The sequence below is a fragment of the Dethiosulfatibacter sp. genome (assembly GCF_983023055.1).
Genome location: NZ_CEZJXU010000217.1, coordinates 1 through 4,183 on the forward strand (window position 1 = coordinate 1; position 4,183 = coordinate 4,183).

Annotated in this window: 8 protein-coding genes; 4 read left to right on the top strand and 4 right to left on the bottom strand. The window is 33.5% G+C overall.

Going from position 1 to position 4,183, the window contains the following annotated elements; all coding sequences use genetic code 11:
* Together AC3AX0_RS08325 and AC3AX0_RS08330 are read right to left on the bottom strand one after the other, a co-directional pair.
* Positions 1–668 (bottom strand): rubredoxin (locus AC3AX0_RS08325; protein ID WP_487549835.1); only part of this gene is annotated, 668 nt, incomplete at its 3' end.
* The gene (locus AC3AX0_RS08330) at positions 643–1,164 is read right to left on the bottom strand and encodes a rubrerythrin family protein (protein ID WP_487549836.1); all 522 of its coding nucleotides are present in this window, start codon (positions 1,162–1,164) and stop codon (positions 643–645) included. The genes AC3AX0_RS08330 and AC3AX0_RS08325, both read right to left, overlap by 26 nt.
* A 228-nt stretch (positions 1,165–1,392) precedes the next feature.
* Here AC3AX0_RS08330 and AC3AX0_RS08335 point away from each other — a divergent pair, with 228 nt between their 5' ends.
* Entirely contained in the window at positions 1,393–1,668 is a 276-nt protein-coding gene (locus tag AC3AX0_RS08335; RefSeq protein WP_487549837.1) for a DUF2769 domain-containing protein, read from the top strand.
* A 95-nt stretch (positions 1,669–1,763) separates the two neighbouring features.
* Here AC3AX0_RS08335 and AC3AX0_RS08340 read toward each other — a convergent pair whose 3' ends face one another.
* Positions 1,764–2,015 (bottom strand): 4Fe-4S binding protein, encoded by a 252-nt coding sequence (locus AC3AX0_RS08340; protein ID WP_487549838.1) that lies wholly within the window; start codon positions 2,013–2,015, stop codon positions 1,764–1,766.
* 327 nt (positions 2,016–2,342) lie between these two features.
* On the opposite strand from AC3AX0_RS08340, the gene AC3AX0_RS08345 reads away from it, so the two are divergent.
* From AC3AX0_RS08345 to AC3AX0_RS08355, 3 genes are read left to right on the top strand one after another with little or no spacing between them, the layout of a single operon-like run.
* Entirely contained in the window at positions 2,343–2,651 is a 309-nt protein-coding gene (locus AC3AX0_RS08345; RefSeq protein WP_487549839.1) for a hypothetical protein, read from the top strand.
* A 13-nt stretch (positions 2,652–2,664) separates the two neighbouring features.
* Positions 2,665–3,144 (top strand): permease, encoded by a 480-nt coding sequence (locus tag AC3AX0_RS08350; protein WP_487549840.1) that lies wholly within the window; start codon positions 2,665–2,667, stop codon positions 3,142–3,144.
* Positions 3,144–3,650, top strand: a complete 507-nt coding sequence (locus AC3AX0_RS08355; RefSeq protein WP_487549841.1) for a permease — start codon at positions 3,144–3,146, stop codon at positions 3,648–3,650. Before AC3AX0_RS08350 ends, AC3AX0_RS08355 begins: the two co-directional genes overlap by 1 nt.
* A 110-nt stretch (positions 3,651–3,760) precedes the next feature.
* On the opposite strand, the gene AC3AX0_RS08360 is transcribed toward AC3AX0_RS08355, so the two are convergent.
* On the bottom strand, positions 3,761–4,084 hold the full coding sequence (locus AC3AX0_RS08360) for a DUF1905 domain-containing protein (protein WP_487549842.1): 324 nt from the start codon (positions 4,082–4,084) through the stop codon (positions 3,761–3,763).
* Positions 4,085–4,183 lie beyond the last annotated feature (99 nt).

Consider the following 4,183-nt stretch of genomic DNA (forward strand, 5'->3'; position numbering starts at 1 on the left):
GGAACATATTCAAATATGTATTTGTAAGCCGACTCCATTGATTCTGTTAAAATTCCACCCTCACCTGAACACATTGCAGTCTCCGCAAGAGCAGAACCTTTTGCCATAGATATTTTCATTTCTCTAGACAATGCACCAAAAGACATATGGGTTATATAAACCGGATGCTCAATTACCATAGGATATTTAGCTTTTTTTCCAATAATGGTTGTAGTATTGACCTGATCATTATCGTCTAATGGCAATTTATACAGTTGAGCGCCTAAAAATAAAATATCATCCCACGAAACTACAGGCAATCTTGTTTTCATTGGCTCAGATACATACTTACCAGTTTTTGCCATAGTATGAATTGTTTTCATATGAGGCTCCATACTGTCATCATCTCTCTCAAATCCACTTGGATATGATAAATCTCTTTCTATAGAAGGATCAATTATTTCATTACTTGATTCAGCAATATTATCAATTTCTTTTTCTATTTCACTTGGAGGCGTATACTCCTTAAAGTATATCTTGGCAGCATTGCAAACAGGACATCTATATCCTTCCGCCAATTCTTCGAATAAAACACCTTCTTTGTTTTCATCATAAATATATTCACAAACATCGCACTGATATTTCATAATCTTACTCCTTTGCTCATAGTAAAAAGTCTTCTGGTTCATAGAAATTCTGTCCACTTTGACACCCGGGGCATTTATTCGGAGGTTCTTTACCCTCGTGAACATAACCACATGTAAGACATTTCCATTTTATATTAATATCTCTTTTAAATACGCTATCAGTCTCTAAAAGATTAGCTAGTTTATCAAGTCTTTCCTTGTGCAATACTTCAATCTTTGTAATCTGTTGAAAAAGCCTGGCTGTATTGAGTTTCCCATCCGCCATAGCATCCTGATATAATTTAGGATAAATATTGGTAGATTCATCTTCCTCATCAATGACTGCAGTTTTTAAGTTTTCTAAAGTATCCCCTCTAAGGTTCAATATCCTCATAAATTCTCTGAAGTGAGAAAGCTCATTGAAAGCTATTTCTTCCAATACCTTCGCATAATAATGCAACCCCTGCTCTCTAGCAATTTCCGCAAAGATTTCATATCTACATCTTGCATATGCTTCATTTTTCATCACTTCTAGTATCTCTTTATCATCTAACATCATACGCCCTCCACTTATTCTGATTTTTCTCTTCTTTCTATAACTAATTGACAGATAAGCTCATCTGTTTATTGATTGTACTAAAATAAATTATATCATCAAATTGTTGATAGGTGTAAATACATTAGTATTGACACCTCTTTTCTTTAGGTATACACTTAGGTTAACATAATAAATGAACCTATACTTTTAACGTTGCACAATACAACAAAAAAAGAAGGAGATGAATTTATGTCAAAAGTAGCAAAAACATCAGAAAATATGAAAAAATGTATCTGCATGAAGTGCCCGAGCTACACATTTTATTGCAAGATGAAATCCATGCCTGGAAATATGATTCTTATGATGGGTGACAAGGATAAGATTCACGCAGAAGGTATGTTCTGCGCCTACGAAAAAAGCCATTGCATCAAAGAAGAAAAAGGTTGTATCTGTAGTACTTGTGAACTTTTCAAGGAAAATGAATTGGGCAAAGGCTATTTCTGTACTGCAACCGACGGTAAGTAAATCAATTTGGAATTATTAAAAAACCGCTCCAGTCCATTAATCATAAAAAGGAATAGAGCGGTTATCTTTTATTTTCCTATACGGTACATCTCAAATTAAATGATATCTTTATTACAAACAAATTGATTTTTGCCATTATTTTTAGCATAATACAACTTTGTATCCACTTTTTGAATTAATTCTTCTATTTTGAAATTATTAAATTCCATTATATCGTCGCTATATTCATCCTCTACAAATCCAATTGCATTTACAGGACATACTGCTCCGCAATGACCGCAGAATATGCAGTTTCTCATATCATCAATAACTGCCTTACCTTCACTTATATTAATCAATCTCGTCATTTAAATTCTCCCTATTTACAATTAATTATTTTATATACCAGTATCTCTTGTAGAAATATCTTTAACTTTTCTATATTATAATGTATACCTATCTTACTTCATTGTATGACAAAACCGTGGAAATATCACGATAAAACTGATTAAAAACGTGATGTTTTCACGGTTTTGTCAAAAAACTATTCCCAAAGCATTCTTATATCAATCACTTAATCTGCTAAATGGCATTGCTTGTCCTGAAAATAATCTCACAATAATTTTATTGATATTCAATACAACAAATTCATGATACTATATTCTTAACAACTTCAATCACAAGGAGAAAAAATAATGGAAATTTTTGATTTAATGAATTTGGAAGCTACAGGTTACGAGAATAGAAAAACAAATGTTTTTTTTCAAAATGATTTGTTTAAAACAAGAGTTATTGTTCTAGAGCCAGAACAAAAAATACCACAGTGCCAAATGGATTCTTTCGTCATGTTTTATGTTGTTAAAGGTCAAGTATTATTAAAGAAAAATGATGAATCATCCATACTTAAAGAAAATCAGGTCTTCATTACTGAACCAGCATTAGTATCTATGGAAACAAGCACAGGTGCAAGGCTTATGGGGGTTCAAATCAAAACTAGAGAATAGGATGGTGATTCGAATGACAACCATAATTACTATTTATGGTTTGTTGATATTATGCCTTGGGGTATCTCTTGTAAAAGACAGGCAAAAAACAAAGAAGGCTTTTCTTGTTGCAAAAAAGACATTATTAAAGACAGCTCCAAACCTTTTGTCGGTACTGGGAATTGTTGGTTTAACATTGGGCATTTTAACTCCAGAAACCATATCAAAGCTTGTTGGATCTGAGGCAGGATTCATTGCAACAATTATGGCTGCGATTATTGGTTCTATTACTCTGATACCTTCTTTGGTTGCCTTTCCATTAGCAGGCTCTTTATTGCGTTCCGGTTCAACTGTGATGACTATATCAGCATTTATCACTACTCTTGTTATGGTAGGTGTTGTGACTGCACCTATGGAGATTAAAGCTTTAGGTAAGAACTTCACATTGCTACGCAACGGTCTAGGATTCATTGCCGCCTTGGTTATCGCCGGGATTATGGGGGTGATATTGTAATGGAACTTCTTAAAAAGTTTAAAGTTCCAATCATAATTTTTTTGATTTTTGTCGGATTAGCCATTTTCTCACCTTATACAGCAAAGCGTTCCTCTCTTATTACATTGGATTATTTCAAAGAAATGATATTTATAATACCACCTGTTTTTATCCTGATGGGATTATTAGAGGTCTGGATACCAAAAGATAAAATCAAAAAATGGTTAGGACGAGGATCGGGAATCAAAGGTATACTACTCTCATTATTACTTGGAACCCTACCGACAGGACCATTATATGTAGCTTTCCCTATGGCGGCTTCTCTTCTTAAAAAAGGTGCACATGTCAGTAATATGGTTATATTTCTCGGCTCCTGGGCGGCTTTAAAAATTCCACAGCTCATGGTGGAAATCAAATTTTTGGGAGTAGCCTTTGCATCGCTAAGATTTATATTAACTCTAGTTGCACTTATTTTAGTGGGTATACTAATGGAGTTTCTGCTTCGCATAAAACCTGATATCAATTAATGAAAATTTGAATTATAATAAAAAACAATCTCCGCAACCGTTGATAACAAAGGACTGCGGAGCTTCAATTATTTCAACACATTATGCATTCGACAAGCACTATTGATATATTATTCCGTTTTTAATTCTAATTGAAATGAAATTGAGATTATATCTCCAGCCGAAAGTTCTTCTTTTTTTCTTATATCTGACTTGAGCGCTATGAAAAAATCGCCACCTTTCTTCGTCATGAGCTTAGTTTTCCATGATGTGTTACCTACTTGTGCTATAATTGGATACATTCCCCATGTTCCTCTTTGGTTTTTTAGATCACTTGTGTATTTTTTAGGTACTGCAACATAGTACCACCCAGAAGGTCCTGGAAACATTTGTATAGTTCCCTTAAAAGAAATATGCCATTTCATATTCATATTTAAAACCTCTTTCTTTTTCATAATATTCTCACAGTCAGAGCAATATTTTTAATCGACAAAATAACGACTTCTTCGGCCTAAAAGGTTCAAACCCTTGAGACTTGAACCTTTTTCAATGAA

What these genes read in the sequence shown, in the direction of transcription:
- AC3AX0_RS08355 (WP_487549841.1), top strand. Translation starts at nt 3,144, where the DNA reads ATGGAACTTCTTAAAAAGTTTAAAGTTCCAATCATAATTTTTTTGATT.
- AC3AX0_RS08360 (WP_487549842.1), bottom strand. Translation starts at nt 4,084, where the DNA reads ATGAAAAAGAAAGAGGTTTTAAATATGAATATGAAATGGCATATTTCT.
- AC3AX0_RS08350 (WP_487549840.1), top strand. Translation starts at nt 2,665, where the DNA reads ATGACAACCATAATTACTATTTATGGTTTGTTGATATTATGCCTTGGG.
- AC3AX0_RS08335 (WP_487549837.1), top strand. Translation starts at nt 1,393, where the DNA reads ATGTCAAAAGTAGCAAAAACATCAGAAAATATGAAAAAATGTATCTGC.
- AC3AX0_RS08340 (WP_487549838.1), bottom strand. Translation starts at nt 2,015, where the DNA reads ATGACGAGATTGATTAATATAAGTGAAGGTAAGGCAGTTATTGATGAT.
- AC3AX0_RS08345 (WP_487549839.1), top strand. Translation starts at nt 2,343, where the DNA reads ATGGAAATTTTTGATTTAATGAATTTGGAAGCTACAGGTTACGAGAAT.
- AC3AX0_RS08330 (WP_487549836.1), bottom strand. Translation starts at nt 1,164, where the DNA reads ATGATGTTAGATGATAAAGAGATACTAGAAGTGATGAAAAATGAAGCA.